Raw genomic sequence first — 17,650 nt, forward strand, 5'->3', positions numbered from 1 at the left:
TCATTTGCCGACCATTTCCCGGCTATCTGCGCAGCAAGCGCAAATGCCGCAGCATCCCCAGCGGGTGCCTAGGCAGATGGGCGGTCAGCAGCAGCACGCCGGCAAGAGCCGCCAGCAGCCAGTGGATTTCCAGCGGCGCGATATCGCGCCGCGCGGGCTTCTGTTCCTTCATCGCCGCCAGCACCGCGCGCAGGCTGTCGCCGCGCACGTATTGCGCGCTGACTTCCTTGGATAGCGCTTTCAGGTAGTCCTCATCCAGCTTGGACAGATAGCGGTCGCCTTCCCCGGCTGCGACGTTGTTGTCGCGGACGCCGATGTTCTGTTCCGAAATCTGTGCGATGCCGGGCTGCATCGCGAAACTGTCGCCCGCCCAATAACCGATCAGCTGATTTTTCTCGTCCAGTTTGGGAATGGCGGTGCCCTTGCCGCTGCCTATGCCGACCAGCAGCCAGCCGTTGCCGCCCTGGAAATTGGACAGGTCGCGCGTGTTGAAGGCGTGCAGGCGCGGCGCTTCTTCGCCATCGGTGAAAAACATCACTTGGGCGGGTTCCGGCATCGCACGCAGCGTGCGGGCCACCGACAGCATGCTTTCGCGGATACGGCTGTTGCCGGACCAGGCAGTGCGCCAGTCGAGGTGGTCTATGGTGTCCTGGATCGCGGCGTAATTGGTGCAGACTTCGATCGGGGAATAAAGATCGGCCACGCTGACGCCGGCGAACAACGCGAGACTGACGCGGGTGCCGCACGGCATCGCGGTAATCATGTCATGCAGCATTTTGCGGGTGTAGGCGATACGGCTGGCAGGTTTGCCGTTAAGCGACATATCCTCCACGTTCATGCTCTGCGAGATGTCCACTACCAGCATATAACTGTAGATGTTGCGCTCTACCGGCACCGTCGGGCGCAAGAGCGCGGCCAGCAACAGCAGCAGGGCGGCCGCCAGCATGGCGCTATCGCGACGGTGGGTCAGGTAGCCGAATATTTTGCGCAAGGGGATCAAGGCAGGCCGACCGGAATATTGCCCATGATCAGCCCCGGCGTGTCCGATTCGCCGACGCCCGGGGTCGGCGTGGCGGGCAGCATGGTCAGCAGGCGATCGAGGTTATGGCGGGTGTCCCAATGGCTGTTGTCCAGCTTGAGCGATTGCACGTAGGCGGTCTTGGCCTGGCGCAGCAGGTATTCGGCCTCGGCGCGCACGGTCAGGCTGGCGCCGTTGATCGCCAGTCCGCGCTGGAAGAAGATGTTGCCGATGTTGTGCTGTACCGCGGAGCGCTGGTTGGCGTCGCCGTGTTCGGCGAGCTGCAGGAACAGCAGCGAGGATTCCTTGTAGCGCGCGTTGTGCGCCAGCCAATAGGCGGTGGAAAACCTGGCCTCGAACGATTGGGTGTCGGTGAGCGGGGTTTTGCCCTCCGTCACTGCCCGGTTGAAGGCTTCGATCTGCCGCATGCGCTGGAACTGCCAGCCGGCGCCCGCCGCGCTTGCCACGGCAACGGCAGCCAGTATCCAGGTCAGTTTTTTTGCACTTAATGCCACGATCTCACCTCCAGGTATTTGACCGCCAGCAAGAGAGCGATCATCAGTGCCGCCAGCCCATAGCAGTGCCGGGTATAGTCCCGCCCCGGAATCTGCTCCAGGTAGCGGATGGGTTTCTTTTCCTTGCGGTTGATGTCGTCCATCGCCAGCGCCAGCGATCTCGGGTCTTCCGCCTCATAGGCGTGGAACGGCGAGCGCAAGGTTTTGAAATACTGGTACAACTCGATTTCCGGCGGCAGTGCGGCATTTTCCGGCGGCTTGTAATTCTCGTCGAAAATGCTTAAGCCTCCCGGCTGGCGCAGCACGATCCAGTACAGCGTGATGTGCATGCGGTCCAGCCAGTCGCGCACCTTCTGCTGGACGTCGTCGCCCATGCGGCCGGCGCCGTCGGACAGCAGGATCATCGCGCGCGAGCCGGAGTCCGGCACCTTGTCGAACAGCGCGGTGCCGGAAGTAAGACCGCTGCCGATATTGGTCTGGAACAGCGCAGTGCCGGCCGCGGCCTGCACCGCGGCGAGCACCGCCTCGCGGTTTTGCGTCAGCGGCAGCACATACATCGCCGAGTTGCTGAAGGTGATCATGCCGAACATGTCGTTCTTGCGCTGGTTGATGAACTGGGTAATCAGGCGGCTGGCCGCCGCGGATTTGGTCTCGCCCGCACGGCCGCTGGTGGTGCCGGAGAACGGGTCGTCCATGCTGGCGCTGCGGTCGATCACCAGCGCGATCTGCGCGCCTTCGCCGACCTTTTCGATCTGCTGTTGCGTGCTATGCGGGCCGGCCATGCCGAGAATGATGAACAAGAGCGCAATCACGGCCAGGATCTTCAGCAGCAGCCCGATCAGGTCCGACAGCGGATCGCCGGGCAGCAACTGCAGCCAGGAATAGGCGCGGCTGTGGTGGCGTTCCAGCACCAGCGGCAGCAACGCCAGCGGCAGCAGGAACAGTACCCAAGGCGTATTGAAGCTCATTTCAGTCCCCGTTCGCAATGGCGGCAGGCGAGGCAGAATTTACGCAGCCAGACGAGAGGAGTCTGGTCGAGGCCGTGCGGCATGGAAGGCTCGAAGAATACATGGCGCGACAGCGTGAAAAACCGGTCCAGTTCGGCGGTGACCGGCAGAAAGCCGGACTTGCTCTCGATAAAGCCCAGGGTGCTGAACACGCTGCTGCCGGCGGTCTGGTTTAGGGCTTCATGTACGCAGGCCACTGCCTGCTGCAGGCCGACATCGGTGGCAGGCATTTTGCGCAGTTCGCGATAGGCTTGGGCAAACGGGCCGCCCATGCGTGGCAGCCAGGTGTGGACGCCGAGGATGTAAACCAATCCCAGCAGGGACAGGCCGAGCACTATCAGCAAGGCCGTCATGAACTGCTTGTGCGGGGCCGCATCCAGCAGCAGCGGGCCGCGCAGCGGGCTCATGTCTTTCTCGACGACCACTTGGCCGAACACCGCCAGTGGCGAGATACGGAAATTCCAGCTCGGGATGCGATAGTCGAACTGCTTGCCGGCGGCGCTGAACTTGATGGTTTCCGCCGGCAGCGCGGCCGGTTTGGCGACCACGTTGTTGGTGAACACCTGGTAAGACAATTGCAGCGTATAGCGGTTGGTGTCCGGCCCGGAGCTTTGCTCCAGCTTGCTGCCAGAGAGCTCGATGCCGGTCACCTGGCCCTTGTAGCGTTTTTCGTAGCCGACGATGGGCAGCGAGGTCCTGACCAGTTCATATGGCTTTTTCACTTCCAGCGTGACGGTGCGCGTCAGGATGTCGCCCACCGTATAGCCGACGTCGCGCCCGGGCTCATTGATGCCGATGCGGACGCGCGCGTCCTGCTGCAACTCGGCCGACGGCGCATCGTCGGCGAGCAGAGGGGAGGAGGCGAACAGCAGGAGCAGGAATAGTTTTTTCATGTTTTATGCGGCTACAAACTGGTAGAAGTATTCGGTCAGGGCATCGGCACTGAATGTCTCTTCGACGAAAAACGGCGGCATGTCGAAGCGCATGAACAGCTTTTGCAACATCTGGCGGCGGTCTTCGAAGGCCTGCGCGATACGCTCGCGATAGCCTTTACGCAGGAACAGCGTGCGGCGTGCGCCGGTTTCGCAATCGGTAACGCTGGTGATACCGAATTCCGGCAGTTTGCGGTATTCGGCACCGTCCCACAGCACTACCGGCACCACATGATGACGCATCAGGCTGCCGAGCGCCTGTTCCAGCAGTGCCGAGGGCATATGGAAATCGGAAATCAGGAACACCAGAGAGCGCTCGCGCGACAGAAAGCGGTCGGCGTCCAGCAAGCCATTGGCACCGCCGGAGGGGCGGTAATCGCCCAGCCGGTCGGTGAGGTCGAACGCGCCGTGCACTTTGGTGGTGGAGGTGAACAACCAGTCTTCGCGCACCATGTCGTCGAAGCCGACGAAACCGAAAGGATCGCTGACCCGGTACGCCGAGTAGGCGACGGATGCGGCAATCTCGGCAGCCAGCGCCAACTTGCTGCGCTCGCCGACGAAACCCATGGAACCGGACAGGTCGCACAGCGCATACACCGGAATCGAGCTCTTCTGGTTGAACATGCGCACGAAGATCTGTTCCGACGGGTCGCGCAGGGTCTGCCGCAGGTCGATACGGCGCGGATCGGGATAGGCGATTAACGGCGCATGGCCGCGGAATTCCATGCCCAGCCCGGTCTGCACGCTGGCATGCCGTCCGGCATGGCGCCCGCGCGAGCGCCAGCCGATGTGGTAGGAAAATTCTTTGGCCTGAAAAAAAGACATTTATCGAACCAGCCGCTGTTACGGCGCCGCGACGGCGCTGATGGTGTTGGTCAGCAGTTCGCGCGCGATCTCGGTGCGGCGCATCTCGTATACCGGGCCGAACACCAGCCTGTGGGCAATCGTTTCGTGGAATACCGCATGGATGTCTTCCGGCAGCACCGCCTCGCGGCCGTTGAGCCAGGCGTTGACGCGCGCGGCGCGCAACATCATGCTCATGCCGCGCGGGCTGGCGCCGGCCAGCACCAGGCGCGAGGTATCGATGCCGTCCACCTTGATGCCGAAGTGATGCGGAGCCTTCAGTGCTTGCCACAGATCCAGCGCATAGCGCCGCAGCGTGGGGCTGGCCTGGATATGATCCTGCAGCACCACCGCCATTTTATTGAGCTGATCGAAATGCAATACGTCGGGCTTGACCCTCTCCACCAGGGTATCGGCGTTGTGGTAGCGGGTATCGAACACCAGTGACTCCATGATGTCGGCGTCGGCCGGCACCGCAATCGGGATTTCCATCATGAAGCGATCGCGCGCGGCGGAGGGAATGTCGAAGGTTTCTTCCTTTTCCACCTGGTTGCGGTCGGCGAACACCAGCATGTGCGGGAATTCATGTTCGCGGTTGAAGGCCGACAGCGTGCGTTCGGCCATTACCCGCAGCAGCAGCGAGTGCACTTGCGGCCGGGCGCGGTTGATTTCGTTGAAGAAGAACACCGCCAGGTCCTGGCCGCAGCGCAGCAGCGGGCCGGCGTCCACGTGCGGCCGGCCGTCTTCGCCGAGGTAGGTGTGATAGACCAGGTCGTTGGGCATCAGGTCGATGGTGCCTTCGATACGCTGATAGCCGCCGCCGATGCCGCGGGTAAACGCACGCAGCAAGGTGGTCTTGCCCACGCCGACGTCGCCCTCCAGCAGTACGTGGCCGCGCGCGAAAATGGCGGTGGTAATCAGGCGCACCGGCCGTTTCTGACCGACGACTACATTGTTGATCTCGGATTCCAGCGCCAGCGCATGCTGGCGCCAGTCGGCAAGTTGGGTGTCGGTCATGAAATACCTCGGAAGTTCAGGAATTAGTTTTTATACAGATCAGTATACCAATTTTGATTTGGCGAGCAACTGAATTATGCAAACCTCCGGCGCTTTTCGCATCCCGGATGTTGCCCTTGAATCCGACTGCCGCTATTGGTTTTCACCGTGTCCCCGCGGTGCATAAAGCTTTGTCGCCCGCACACTCAGCACGCCGCTGGCGATGATGAGCGCGATTGCCAGCCAATGCGCCGGTGTCAGCGTCTCGTTCCACAGCAAGACTCCGAACAGGCTGGCGAACACGACGGTGCTGTAGGCCAGGCTGCCGACCACCAGCGACTCGCCCTTGCGGTAGGCGCGCGTCATCGCCAGCTGCGCCAGGGTGGCGGAAGCCCCCATGCCGACCAGCAAAAACAGGTCGGGCAGGGTGACGGCGTGAAAATCCTGCAACAGCATCCACGCGCCGCTGCCCAGCGTACAAACCAGGGTGAAGTAGAACACCGTGCGCCATTCTGGTTCGCCCAGGCGGCCCAGTTGCGTGACCTGCAAATAGGCCAGCCCCGCCAACACGCCGGACAGCAGGCCGCACATGCCAGCCAGCAGTTGATCCTGGTGCAGCGTGGGGTGGAGCAGCAGCACCACGCCGACGAAACCGAGCAGCAGCGCGACGATCAACAGCGGCTTGATCGGTTCGCGCAGCAGCAGCGCGAGGAACACGGCCAGAAACAGCGGCGAGGTGTAATTGAGCGTCACCGCCGCCGCCAGCGGCATCGCGGTGATCGCATAAAAGAACAGCAGCAGCGAAACGAATCCCACCAGGCTGCGCGACAAGTGCATGCGCCAGCGCGGCGTCGATAGCCGCAAGCCCTGGCTGTGCGTGATGCCCCAGATCGTCAGAAAGCCGAACAGCGAGCGGTAGAACACCAGTTCCGAAGTCGAGTAGCGCGCCGCGCCCAGCTTGACGCAAACGCCCATGATGGCGAAGAACACGCCGGCGACCAGCATCCACAGGCTGCCGTAGGTGGTTGGTTTCAAATGGCTATCCGTATCCGTCAGGTGAAGTTTGCCGCCAGCCATGACCCGTGCGGTTATGACGATTATGCCAGATGCGCCATCATGCTTTGCTACCCGGCGCTTGCTTGAACCATTTAAACTTATCGGCATTATTCTGGAAACGATGCTGAAGCACCTCATGGAATCCTCACGGCGCATTGCGCACCTCGACATGGATATGTTTTTCGCGGGCGTGGAGCTGCTGCGCTACCCCGAGCTGCGCGGCGTGCCGATGGTGGTCGGCGGGCGCTCGGCGCATGCACCGCAGCTGCTGCCAGACGGCAGCCGCCGTTTTTACAGGCTGCGGGATTACGTGGGGCGCGGGGTGGTCACGACATCCACCTACGAAGCCCGTGCGCTGGGTGTATTTTCAGCCATGGGCATGATGAGGGCCGCGAGGCTCGCGCCGGATGCGGTGCTGCTGCCGGCCGATTTCGAGGCTTACCGGCACTATTCGCGGCTGTTCAAGCAGGCCGTCGCAACGGTTGCACCCAGGATGGAAGACCGCGGCATCGACGAAGTCTACCTCGACTTGACCGATCACCCGGAGGAATCCCGCGCGCTCGCGCTGCGCATCAAGCAAGCCGTGCGGGAAGCCACGCAGCTTTCCTGCTCCATCTGCATCGCGCCCAACAAACTGCTGGCCAAGACCGGCTCTGACCTCGATAAGCCGGATGGTTTGACCATCCTCGACGAGGCCAGCATCCCCACCCGCATCTGGCCCTTGAACGTCGGCAAAATCAACGGCATCGGTCCCAAGGCGGCGCAGAAGCTGGCGGCGCTTGGCATCGTCAAGATCGCGGAACTGGCACTTGCAGATGCCGCCCTGCTCCAGGCGCATTTTGGTCTGAGCTACGCCAACTGGCTCATCGCCGTCGCGCACGGCAGGGATACGCGGGCTGTCATAACAAACTCGGAACCCAAATCCGTCAGCCGCGAAACCACGTTCGAGCGCGACCTGCACGTCCGGCGCGACCGGGAAACGCTATCCGGCGCATTCACGGCCTTATGCACGCGCGTCGCGGACGACCTCAAGCGCAAAGGTTACGCAGGGCGTACCGTCGGCATCAAGCTCAGGTACCAGGATTTTCGCACCGTCACGCGCGACCTTACCCTGCCCATGCCGACCCAGGATGCGACGACCATCCGCCGTGCGGCAGGCGAGTGCCTGAAGCGTGTCCCGTTGGATCGAAAGCTAAGGCTGCTTGGGGTGCGGGTTAGTGCGCTGTCTCAAGGTGCCGGATTGACGGAGGATGATAATCCGGCGCAGCGGGAATTCTTGTTTGGCGAGGCTGAGGCAGTACGCTGCCATCGGTATTGCAAAAATTAACCGGCCTCGGGTATTTCTTGAACGGAAATGCTATTTCCCGTCAGCAAAGCCTTAATGTCATTCAAGCGATTGATCGATAACTCAGTGAAAGTGTGTCCGGATGACAGGATCAAGGTTCCGTTTGTGAGATGAATGCTTTCTTTCAATATCATCCCTGGGCGTAGTCTTTGCAGCAAGACATGGCGCACATTCCTGCCTTCGTTGCCATGCGTTTTGTGATTGCTTAAGGTGATGGCCGCTCCCCCGTGGATATTGGGTGGTCGATTGCCAGGGCCTGGCAGGTTCTTAAATTCGGTGCTGACGGCTTCATAGGCTAACGGCGGGTGAAGATGGAGGTGCTCGGAGATCGCTTGGGAAAGCTTGTCATCCACCACGGCCGGTATTATGGGCTTGACCAGGAAACCGTTTATATCGAGCGCCAATGCAGCCCCAAGTATCTCCGTTTGGGAGAATGCAGTCAGTACCACGATCCGGGTTTGCGGCTTGGCTAGCGTTTTACCTGCCCGAATCAATTGGACGAATTTCAGGCCGTTCATCCCGGGCATGTCGACATCGGTAATGATCAAGTCAAACGTATTGGCTTCAAACAGCTTGATTGCAGATTCCGCACTGTCCGACTCGGTGATATGCGGGAACCCCAAATCGTGCAGTACCCGAAGAATAAGCTTGCGCGTGAAATTGTCGTCTTCGACAACGAGGATGTTTATCTTTCCTTGATCTGGAGCGGAAAGCGGCGACAGGGCAGTGGGGTTATAGCTGTAGTTTCCCATAAAATCATGAAATGCAGTTACATCCATCGGTTTGGCGATGAAGTAACCCTGCCCCATATCGCATCCCAGGCTCTTTAGCCTATCCCAGTCCTGTTGCGTCTCCACCCCCTCGGCTATACTCTTTATCCGCAGCTTGTGCGCCATGTCGATGCTCGACTCGACCACGATGCTCAGTGCCTCGTTGTCGGCAAAATCCTTCACGAAAGACTGGTCGATCTTCAGCTCGCTGAAGGCTATACGTGTGAGCTGCTGCATGCTGGAATAGCCGGTTCCATAATCGTCGATGGAAAGTGCGAATCCGTTCATGCACAAACGTGCCAGATTTTCCAATGCCTGTGCGACGTTGGTCATGGCCGCTGATTCGGTGATTTCCAACACGATGTATTGCGGGTCGATTCCGGCATTGCGTACCACCTGGGTGATCTTGTCGGCCAGCGTTGAATCGCCCAGCGAAACCAGCGAAAGATTAACCGAAATGGTAAGTATGTAGCCTCTATCGAGAAGCAAACGACACGCAGACGCGGATTGTTCGAGCATAAGGAAAGTCAGGGCGTCGATATTGCCGCTCTGTTCAAGCGGTGGGATAAAGGCATAGGGGCTGACCACACCGTGCTCCGGGTGAATCCAGCGCGCCAGTGCTTCAGCCCCCACTATCCTCCCCGTTTTCAAATCCGCTTTGGGCTGAAAGAACGCCACAAACTGATTTGCTCGGATACCTTGCAATATCTCCACAAGAGTAAAGGGCTTTTCGTCAACAGGTTGATCCCACTTGTTCTCCGAATGCCCGTGCTTTGAAAGCAGCTCCTTGAGATGTACCAGCATAATGGGCTTCTCAATCGTTCCCAGTAGCTTGATGCCATATAGTTTGGCCATTCTTCCGACCGAGGCGAGCAACTTGCTATCCAGCACACTGGTAATGATAATTGCAACGTTATGGCGTTCTTGGCCCAGATGCCGCAGGCACTCCATGCCATCCATTTCCGGCATGTTCAAGTCGCAAAGCACTACGTCCACCGGCCTGGAATTCGCCCCGCGAATGATTTCGAGTGCCTGCCTGCCATTGCCTGCATCGGATATCGATGCCACACCCAGCGAGCGCAGCATGTTTACCACCATCTGACGCTGGAAGTCATCGTCTTCCACAACCAAAAGATTCAATTCATTGATCTTCATAAGCTTCTCCTCAGGGTTTCTCCTCAGGTTTTCCAATTTCAACAAGATATGCTTCAACCTGCCTGACAGCTTCGTCCAATGCCATCTTTGCCGTTCTTGCTCCGGCCATATCCCCATCCCGTGCAGCCTGCTCGATGGCTGCGCAGGTTTTTACCATATCCCTTGCCCCCACCATCTGGCTGGAGCCTTTCATGCGGTGGGCCGTACTCTCCACATTGGCCTGGTCATCTTGCTCCAGCATCTCGAGCAGCTTGGCACAGTCAGCACGAATATGCGTCTGAAAATCGAGCAATACCTGAATATGCGCTGCCCCGTCCGGCACAACCTGTTTCAGCACTGCATAATCAATCGGCCCGGCGCCCTCACCGCTATCGGCATCATGCAGGGAAGGCGTGCGCTGGCTGGTATTTGTTTCTGCAATGGACAGCCACTTTGCCAGCGTCTTCTTCAACTGTGCCAGACTGGCCGGCTTGACCAGTAATTCATCCATGCCGGCGGCCTGGCAGTGATGCCCTTCCTCGGCGAGTGCATTGGCCGTCCAGGCGATGATCGGGGTGCGAGGGCGTGCTTCTTCGGCCTCGATCTTGCGTACCTCCCGAGAGAGCGCATAACCATCCATCTCCGGCATGTGGCAGTCGGTGATGACCAGCGCAAAGCGTCCATCCCGCCACTTCGACAGTGCCACTCGCCCATTCTCCGCAGTTTCGGCGCGCAGACCGAGCAGCTTGATCTGGCTCGCCAGCAGATCGCGGTTGATTGGATGGTCGTCCACCGCCAGCACCAGCGGCGCATCCACGCTGCCGTCAAGCAGGGGTTTAACCGCCCTTTGTTCCACTTCGGGGTGCAGGCTTTGCACCGCCGCTCCTGGCACGCCGGAAACCGGTAGGGCCAGGGTAATGCTAAAGGTGGCTCCCTGGCCCGGCTCGCTTTCCAATTCAATTTGCCCATCCATCAATTCCGCCAGGCGCCGGCAGATCGCCAGCCCCAGCCCGGTTCCACCGTACATGCGGGCGGTGTCGGCGCTCTCTTGTCGATAGCGCTGGAACAAATGCTCCTGGACATCCTTGGCTATGCCGACACCCGTGTCCTTGACGGAGAAGCGTATGCGCTCACCGCTATCGAGTTGGTCGAGAAGTTCGGCGCGAAGCTCTATCTCCCCACGCGGGGTGAATTTGATTGCATTGCTGACGAAGTTGTTCAGCACCTGCGAGAGGCGCAGCGGATCGACGATGTGCGCCGGGCTGAGACGTGAATCCGCATGCTGCCACAACACCAGGCTTTTAGCGCTGGCCACGCGTGAATAGGTATTGACGACCTCTTGCAGCAACTGGGGAATCGAGGTTGCTTGCAGCGTGAGTTGCAGCTTGCCTTCCTCGATCTTCGACCAATCAAGAATGTCGCTGACAATGCGCAACAGGCCCCTGCCGGACTCCCAGGCCGCATCCAATGTCGCGAGCTGCTCGTTGTCAAGATGGGTCATGGAAAGCAGTTCCAGCATGCCCAGCATGCCGGTGAGCGGGGTACGGATTTCATGACTCATGGTGGCGAGGAAGGAATCCTTGGCGCGGTTGGCCAGTTCCGCCCGCTCCTTGGCGACAACAAGACTGTGTTCGATCCGTTTGCGCTCGGTGATGTCGCGCGCGGTGGCAAACATCAGCCCATCCGCATGGGGCACGGATGCCCACGACAGTATGCGCCACGAGCCGTCCTTGTGCAGGTAGCGGTTCTCGAAATTCAAAATGTTCTTGCCGGAGGCGATCTGCTTCTCGACTTCGCGGAGCGTGGCGGCATGATCGTCGGGATGCACGAAGTCGATGAACGGCCGCGCCAGAAACTCCTCGGTGCTCCAGCCCAGCGTCTGCGTAAACGCGGGATTGACGCGCTTGAAGTAGCCGTCCGTACCCCACACGCACAGCATGTCCAGCGAGAGCGCGAAGAAACGGTCGAGCTGATCTTCGGCCTGCCTGCGCGCAGTGATGTCGTGCACAATGCCGGTGAAGTGGCGTTGATCGGCCAGCCACATCTCGTTCACTGCCAGAGTCATCTGGAAGGTGCTGCCGTCCTTGCGTAGCCCGACGACCTCGCGTCCGCTGCCGATGATGTGCCCCTCGCCGGTGGTGGTGTAACGCTCGATGTAGCCGTCGTGCTGGCTGTGATACGGTTCTGGCATCAGCATGCTGACATTTTGTCCGATGACCTCGGCGGCGGCATAGCCAAACAGCCGCTCGGCGGCTGGGTTGAAAGTCCCGACGATGCCGCGCCCATCGATAGTGATGATGCCGTCCGCCACGGTATCGAGGATTGTACCAATGCGCGTTGCAGTTTCCCGCAATTGCTCCCTCGCTTGTGAGCGTGCAATTATTTCCCGGCGGATTTCCAGAAACAGGATAACGAGGATACCCACCGTGACCGCGAGCGTAGCCAGAAGCGCAACAAGCGTGAGTTGCCGGTTGCGCGTTAGTGCCGCCTCGCGTTTGGACAAGAGCCCCATTTCCAGGGTGGACATACGCTGGATCAAGCTGCGTATGGACTGCATGGTTTGAACTCCATCATCGCTGGCGATGGCAACTCTGACAGCGGCATCGCCTTGGTGCTCGAAAATGGAGAGATGCTGCGCCATAGAGGCTTTTCGATGATCAATAAGCAGCCCCAGTTCTGCGAAATTCTTCATTTGTACCGGGTTGTCGACGAGAAGCCGGGCCAGATTCTGCTGACCATCGTTCAACTTTGCGACAAAGCGCTTGTATTCCGCCTTGAATGGCTGTTTGCCGGTCAGCAGGTAACTGCGTTGTGCCGATTCGACATCGGAGACCGTACCGTAGAGTTGACCCAATTCGATGCGTACCTGCTGAGTGTGGTTAACCCGCTTGGCAGAATTCTCATATTCGGCGGTTGTCCGATAGGTATAACCACTCACTATGATCAGCAGCACAACCGCGCCAATGAAACCGGCGAGTATTTTTTTCTCGATGAGGGTATTGCTCACTCGCCGCTGTTCGGGTAGCCAGCTCGCGGAGATCGTGCCGGCCCCGAGCAGGATAAAAGCGAAAGCGGTATTCACCGCCATCGGTTCCAACCAGCGGTCGGTAACCAATTCCTTGATATTCCACAGGTAGCCCAGGAACGAAATCGCGCCAATGACGATGACTAATATTGACGCCATCCACGCCAGCGGTCGCAGGGGGTGCCGTGGCAAGGCGGTTAGCGCCAGCCCGATAATGGTGAAGGCAACGGTGGCGAACAGTGACATGCGGCCGCGGAACACGGTGTATGCCCCGGCGGTGTCGCGGAACAGTAATTCGTCGATTCCCAGTTGCCATCCGAACAGGTATTGGCCGAGGGTGGCGAGGCCCAGCGCCATGACCGTTAGCGCCAAAGCCTGCGCCAAACGCTGCTGCGATTGCGACGGCCGATCGCTGAGAATGAACAAGGCACAGGCGCCCAGCACCAGGCCCACGGCCGTGTTGGCTTTCATCTCGATCACGCCTGGGAGCACGCTTTTCAACAAGGGCGCGGAGAACACCCAGCCGGCGAGGACAACCAGTCCCAGAATGGCCGTAATAACGGCGGCCAATTTCGGAAACGCATTCCAATTGCCGCGCCGGAAAGCTTGGCTCAAGATTCCTGCGGAGTTTTCGCCGTCGCCACTCCCCGTGTTCAACTTCATGGGCGTGCCCATCTATCGAAATTCATCGCACAATTCTCCCTGGCGTGGATTCCACGCAAGCCAAGCCAGCTGGTAGGCAGCAGTCAGACGGCCCCGCGCGAAGGCGCCGAAGGTCTCTTTGATGGTCCAATCGAGCGTTCCGCATGCTCCATGCAAGCAACACCGAGAGCTACGGACACATGAAAAACCATATATTCCAGTAAATCTACTCTCCCCCGATTAAGTGAGCAATACACTCGGGTATTAAATTTAAGTGACCACCGGCTTTGCGGAACGTGAGATTGATGCGGTGACTGCCAAGCGGCGGGTGATGGTTTTCCTTGAGCGCCAGTACTCCATGATAGCGCAGCCGGGCCGGGCCGCCCCAGACCACCACGTCGCCATGGACGAGCGGCACGCGGCGCGTTTTGTCCGATCGTCTTAAGCCGCCGAACAGGAATACGGCAGGCACGCCAAGAGAGACTGACACAATCGGCTGGCTGAAGTCGCGTTCGTTCTTGTCCTGATGCAAGGTCAATCTTGCCCCCGGCTGGTAGCGGTTGATGAGGCAGGCGTCGGGCACGAATTCGTCAAATCCCGCTGTGGTGGCAGCGCTGGACGCGAGCTTGAGTAATGCCTCCGACATCTCTGGCCAGCGCCGGCCGGTGAGCGGATCCGCGGGGTCGTAGCGGTAGCCGCTACGGTCCGAAGTCCACCCAAGCTGGCCGCAATTGGTCATGGCGACGGACATCTCGAAGCCGCCGGGCGTGACCATGCGGCGGAACGGCGACTTTGCCGCGACCGTTTCAACCGCGGCCAGCAGCGCCGCCGCGTCGTCGATGGCGAAGCCGCGCAACACGACCGCGCCGGGGCCTAACGGCTCTTGCCATGGTTCGCTGGCTACGTCCCTGAACAGGTTCATGGTCGTGAGATTCATTGGAAATTGCGCACACGCCTGGCGCGGTGCGCAGCGGCATAGGCCCTGGGGGTGAGCCCGGTGACGTTTTTGAAGACGCGGCGGAAACGGTAAACGCTCAGGCCGGCGTGCGCCGCCAGCTGATCGAGATTGGGCACGGTTTCCGCGTTATCGATGAGGCGGCAGATTTCCGCAACCTTGGCTGCATGCTGCTCGGCCAGCGGCGGAATCCGGCCTGTTCGGCCTCCTCGCGCGTGGTGTGGAACTGCACGTTCTCCGGCCTTGCCGGGCGGGCCGCGCACGAGGGCCGGCAGTAAACGCCGGTGGTCCTGACCGAGTAGTAGAACTTGCCGTCCGCCCCGGGGTCGCGTGCGAGGACGGAGGCCCAGCGCGGGTTCCGTTCTGTTGCGGTGGCGAGTTCCGGGTTTCTGGCTGACTTTTTCATGGCGATTCCTTGGGTTCGGAGAGCTCGATAATTGCTGCAATTTGGCAAGCGCTGTCGAACCCGGCACTCCGGGCCTTGCTGTTGAATTCCATGCTGTTCATGAGACAGCGAATATGCAAGCGATATCCGTATTGTACGGAACGGATTCCGGGTTCCGCCTGCGGCGCCCCCGAAACGACATATGGGACGGGCGGCCTGTTAACGATAAGGTCGGAACATGAACAGTGGGCGGCTTACCAAAGGCGAACGAGGAGCCGGAATTGCGCGGGGAAGCTGCGCCCGGCTATAGATGCGGTTCGAGCTGCGCGCGCACCCAGCGGTGGAAGTGCTCCATGCCGTCCTCCATCGGGCTCTGGTAGGGGCCGAATTCGTCCAGGCCCTGTTCGAACAAGGCGCGGCGGCCGTCCTGCATGCGCTGGCAGATGTCGTCGTCCTCCACCGCGGTTTCCTTGTAGGCGGCCTGCTCGGCTTCGACGAACTCGCGCTCGAACAGCGCGATGTCTTCCGGGTAATAGAACTCGACCACGTTGGTGCAGGCTTCCGGCCCGCGCGGAATCAGGTTGGAAACCACCAGCACGTGCGGATACCACTCCAGCATCAGGAAGGGGTAATACACCAGCCATATCGCGCCGTATTTAGGGGTGTTGCCGTTGGTATATTGCAATACCTGTTCCTGCCATTTGCGGTACACCGGCGAGCCGGATTTCCGCAACTGCCTGTTCACGCCCACCGACTGCACGCTGTACCACTCGCCGAATTCCCACTTGAGATCGTCGCAGTCGACGAAATTGCCGAGACCGGGGTGGAAAGGGACGACGTGGTAATCCTCCAGATAGACTTCGATGAAGGTCTTCCAGTTGAAGTTATATTCATCGATCATTACGCGGTCGAGCACGTGGCCGCTGAAGTCGAAATCCTTGAGAAAACCCAGCCGGGCCAGATCCGCGGCGATATCGCGCTGGCTGTCGAACAGCAGGCCGTTCCAGTTCTGCAGCGGCGTCCTGGCGAGGTTGAGGCAGGGATTCTCGGGGAAATGCGGCGCGCCGATGAGCTGGCCTTCGAGGTCGTAGGTCCAGCGGTGCAGCGGGCAGACGATGTTCTGCGCCCGGCCTTTGCCTTTCAGCATCAGCGCCTGGCGGTGGCGGCAGATATTGCTCACGAGTTCGATGCCATGACTGTTATGCACCAGCGCCTTGGCATGATTCATCCATTCCAGCGAACGGTAGTCGCCGACCTCGGGCACCGCGAGTTCGTGGCCGACGTACCACGGCGCATGGGGAAACAATAGCTGTTGTTCCAGCGCATAAATGGACGGATCGACATACCAGGAAACCGGCAGCTGCGGGCGTGCCTGGCGCTTGATGGGAGTGACTGGTGCGAGAGTTTGCATGTTATGAGCGTCCCCCGAACGAAAGTTGCGAAGAACATTGTCGAGCGGCTGCCCGACCCCAAGAGTTAAAAAGACCCCGTATTTTGCCTGATCCGGCTTTTTTCTCAAAATGCTTTTGGCCGTAAAAGCCTTGATAAAGGAAGCCCTGAACAAGTAGCCAGGTGAAGGCTTCCCTGGGCAGCCCGTCATAAATGAACGAACGGAGAATGAAGCATTATTCTCCGCAATTAATTCTTCTGCTGACCAGAAGGCGTACTCAAAACCAGCACAATCAAGGGCGAGCGGCATCCGGGCGTTGATTGCATGTCGGACTTTCCCGTCCCATCAAGGGATCGAGATACTTCCTGAGGTTCAACCATTTGAGTCGTTTTCCACTCTGAACTGCAAATTCGCCAGATTGGCATACAGCGGGTTGTCGCGCATCAGTTCGGCATGCGTGCCGATGCCGGCGATGCGCCCGTGATCCATCACTGCGATGCGGTTCACATTCTGCACGGTGGCGAAGCGGTGGGCGATGATTAGCGTAGTTCTACCCTGCATCAGACGTTCCAGCGCGAACTGCACCAGGCGTTCGCTGGCGGCGTCGAGCGCGCTGGTAGCCTCGTCAAGCAGCAGGACCGGGCGGTCGGCGAGGATGGCGCGGGCGATCGCGATGCGCTGGCGTTGACCGCCGGAGAGGCGGACGCCGCGTTCGCCGAGAAAGGCGTCCAGCCCATCCGGCAGGCGCTCGATGAACTCGGTCGCATAGGCGGCTGCGCAGGCGGCGCGCACCTCCTCGTCAGTCGCGTCGGGCCGGCCGTAGCGCACGTTTTCGGCGACGCTGGCGGCGAAGATCACCGGATCTTGCGGCACCAGCGCGATGTGGGCGCGCACGGCCCTGGGGTCGGCGCATTTGATGTCAACGCCGTCCATCCTGACTATCCCGGCTTGCGGGTCGTAATAGCGTAGCAATAACTGGAACACCGTGCTCTTGCCGGCGCCGGAAGGGCCGACCAGCGCCAGTTTCTCGCCCGATGGTACGGTAAGCGAGAAATCTTGCAGCGCCGGCGTATCGGGCCGCGAAGGATAATGGAAGCGCACGCTCTCGAACGCGATGACGCCCAGCGGCGGCTCCGGCAGCGGTTGCGGCGCGTTGGGCGCGGCAATTTCCGGTGTGCTCTCGAGCAGCTCCAACAAACGTTCCGTCGCGCCGGCGGCGCGCTGCAGATCGCCGATGACCTCTGAAACCGTGCCCACGCCGACAGCCAGCATCACCGCGTAGAAGATGAAAGCGGATAACTGGCCGCCGCTTAGACTTCCGGCGACGACGTCATGCCCGCCCACCCATAAAATAAAACCGATCGCGCCGAACACCAGCAGGATGACGGCCGCCATCAACGATGCGCGCTGGCGGATACGGCGTACGCCGGTGGCGAATACCTGTTCGACGCGCTCGCCGAACAAATGTCTATCCTGCGACTCGTGACCGTAGGCCTGCACGGTACGGATTTCGTGCAGCGCTTCGTCGATGTAGGCGCCCACATCGGCGACGCGGTCCTGGCTGGCGCGCGACAGTTTGCGCACCCGTTTGCCGAACAACAGAATCGGCACGATCACCAGCGGCACACCGAGCAGCA

The 17,650-nt window shown here is 60.1% G+C and carries 15 protein-coding genes; 1 reads left to right on the plus strand and 14 read right to left on the minus strand.

The window, feature by feature from the left end; genetic code table 11:
* Positions 1-22: 22 nt before the first annotated feature.
* From VGK14_RS13925 to VGK14_RS13955, 7 genes are all read right to left on the minus strand, one after another.
* Positions 23-991: a vWA domain-containing protein gene (locus VGK14_RS13925; RefSeq protein WP_331509697.1), complete on the minus strand. Its 969-nt coding sequence runs from the start codon at positions 989-991 to the stop codon at positions 23-25.
* A 5-nt stretch (positions 992-996) separates the two neighbouring features.
* Positions 997-1,533 (minus strand): hypothetical protein, encoded by a 537-nt coding sequence (locus tag VGK14_RS13930; protein WP_331509698.1) that lies wholly within the window; start codon positions 1,531-1,533, stop codon positions 997-999.
* Positions 1,524-2,501: a vWA domain-containing protein gene (locus VGK14_RS13935; protein ID WP_331509699.1), complete on the minus strand. Its 978-nt coding sequence runs from the start codon at positions 2,499-2,501 to the stop codon at positions 1,524-1,526. The genes VGK14_RS13930 and VGK14_RS13935 overlap by 10 nt, the downstream gene beginning before the upstream one ends.
* Positions 2,498-3,433 (minus strand): hypothetical protein, encoded by a 936-nt coding sequence (locus VGK14_RS13940; protein WP_331509700.1) that lies wholly within the window; start codon positions 3,431-3,433, stop codon positions 2,498-2,500. The genes VGK14_RS13935 and VGK14_RS13940 overlap by 4 nt, the downstream gene beginning before the upstream one ends.
* A 3-nt stretch (positions 3,434-3,436) precedes the next feature.
* On the minus strand, positions 3,437-4,297 hold the full coding sequence (locus tag VGK14_RS13945; protein WP_331509701.1) for a DUF58 domain-containing protein: 861 nt from the start codon (positions 4,295-4,297) through the stop codon (positions 3,437-3,439).
* 18 nt (positions 4,298-4,315) lie between these two features.
* On the minus strand, positions 4,316-5,332 hold the full coding sequence (locus VGK14_RS13950) for a MoxR family ATPase (RefSeq protein ID WP_331509702.1): 1,017 nt from the start codon (positions 5,330-5,332) through the stop codon (positions 4,316-4,318).
* Between the two features lie 132 nt (positions 5,333-5,464).
* Positions 5,465-6,346, minus strand: a complete 882-nt coding sequence (locus tag VGK14_RS13955; protein ID WP_331509703.1) for a DMT family transporter — start codon at positions 6,344-6,346, stop codon at positions 5,465-5,467.
* A 157-nt stretch (positions 6,347-6,503) separates the two neighbouring features.
* Here VGK14_RS13955 and dinB point away from each other — a divergent pair, with 157 nt between their 5' ends.
* Entirely contained in the window at positions 6,504-7,694 is a 1,191-nt protein-coding gene (dinB, locus tag VGK14_RS13960; protein ID WP_414691725.1) for a DNA polymerase IV, read from the plus strand.
* On the opposite strand, the gene VGK14_RS13965 is transcribed toward dinB, so the two are convergent.
* The 7 genes from VGK14_RS13965 to VGK14_RS13990 form a co-directional block, all read right to left on the minus strand.
* On the minus strand, positions 7,691-9,637 hold the full coding sequence (locus VGK14_RS13965; protein ID WP_331509704.1) for an EAL domain-containing protein: 1,947 nt from the start codon (positions 9,635-9,637) through the stop codon (positions 7,691-7,693). The genes dinB and VGK14_RS13965 overlap by 4 nt on opposite strands.
* 10 nt (positions 9,638-9,647) lie before the next feature.
* Positions 9,648-13,256, minus strand: coding sequence for a PAS domain S-box protein (locus VGK14_RS13970; RefSeq protein WP_331509705.1), 3,609 nt, complete (start codon positions 13,254-13,256; stop codon positions 9,648-9,650).
* Positions 13,257-13,509: 253 nt separating this feature from the next.
* Entirely contained in the window at positions 13,510-14,205 is a 696-nt protein-coding gene (gene alkB / locus VGK14_RS13975; RefSeq protein ID WP_331509711.1) for a DNA oxidative demethylase AlkB, read from the minus strand.
* An 11-nt stretch (positions 14,206-14,216) separates the two neighbouring features.
* Complete coding sequence (locus VGK14_RS14600) at positions 14,217-14,357, minus strand: helix-turn-helix transcriptional regulator (RefSeq protein WP_349257300.1); 141 nt, start codon at positions 14,355-14,357, stop codon at positions 14,217-14,219.
* Positions 14,318-14,644 carry an Ada metal-binding domain-containing protein gene (locus VGK14_RS13980; protein ID WP_331509706.1) on the minus strand — a complete coding sequence of 109 codons (327 nt, stop codon included), beginning with the start codon at positions 14,642-14,644 and terminating at the stop codon, positions 14,318-14,320. The genes VGK14_RS14600 and VGK14_RS13980 overlap by 40 nt, the downstream gene beginning before the upstream one ends.
* 283 nt (positions 14,645-14,927) lie before the next feature.
* A complete protein-coding gene (locus tag VGK14_RS13985; RefSeq protein WP_331509707.1) occupies positions 14,928-16,034 on the minus strand; it encodes an aromatic ring-hydroxylating dioxygenase subunit alpha in 1,107 nt (368 codons plus the stop codon).
* Positions 16,035-16,385: 351 nt separating this feature from the next.
* Positions 16,386-17,650: ATP-binding cassette domain-containing protein (locus tag VGK14_RS13990; protein ID WP_331509708.1), on the minus strand; the 1,265-nt coding region annotated here is incomplete at its 5' end.

This window comes from Novimethylophilus sp. (genome assembly GCF_036504375.1).
Classification (GTDB): domain Bacteria; phylum Pseudomonadota; class Gammaproteobacteria; order Burkholderiales; family Methylophilaceae; genus Novimethylophilus.